Source organism: uncultured Streptomyces sp. (assembly GCF_947488945.1).
In the GTDB taxonomy this organism is placed as follows: domain Bacteria; phylum Actinomycetota; class Actinomycetes; order Streptomycetales; family Streptomycetaceae; genus Streptomyces.
Genome location: NZ_CANLBS010000077.1, coordinates 1 through 722, shown reverse-complemented (window position 1 = coordinate 722; position 722 = coordinate 1). Strand labels below are relative to the sequence as shown.

1 pseudogene is annotated in these 722 nt (G+C 71.5%); it reads left to right on the top strand.

The annotated features are described in order from the left end of the window. Positions 1 to 722, top strand: a pseudogene (locus Q0994_RS33890) (TIM barrel protein); the annotation flags it as partial.

The window sequence follows — 722 nt, the reverse complement described above, 5'->3', positions numbered from 1 at the left end:
GTCGCGTGGGGCGGGCGCGAGGGTGCGGAGTCGGGTGCGGCCAAGGACGTGCGGGTCGCGCTGGACCGGATGAAGGAGGCGTTCGACCTGCTGGGCGACTACGTCACCGAGCAGGGCTACGACCTGCGGTTCGCGATCGAGCCGAAGCCGAACGAGCCCCGCGGCGACATCCTGCTCCCGACGATCGGGCACGCGCTGGCGTTCATCGAGCGCCTGGAGCGCCCGGAGCTGGTCGGGGTGAACCCGGAGACCGGGCACGAGCAGATGGCGGGCCTGAACTTCCCGCACGGCATCGCGCAGGCGCTGTGGGCGGGCAAGCTCTTCCACATCGACCTCAACGGCCAGTCCGGCATCAAGTACGACCAGGACTTCCGGTTCGGCGCCGGTGACCTGCGCCAGGCGTTCTGGCTGGTCGACCTGCTGGAGACGGCCGGCTACGAGGGCCCCCGCCACTTCGACTTCAAGCCGGTGCGCACCGACGGCTTCGACGGGGTCTGGGAGTCCGCGAAGAACTGCATGCGCAACTACCTGATCCTCAAGGAGCGGGCCGCCGCGTTCCGCGCCGACCCGGCCGTCCGGGAGGCGCTGACCGCCTCCCGTCTGGACGAGCTCGCCCGGCCGACCGCCGAGGACGGCCTCAAGGGCCTCCTCGCCGACCGCTCCGCCTACGAGGACTTCGACGCCGACGCCGTCGCCGGCCGCTCCTTCGCCTTCGAAGCCCT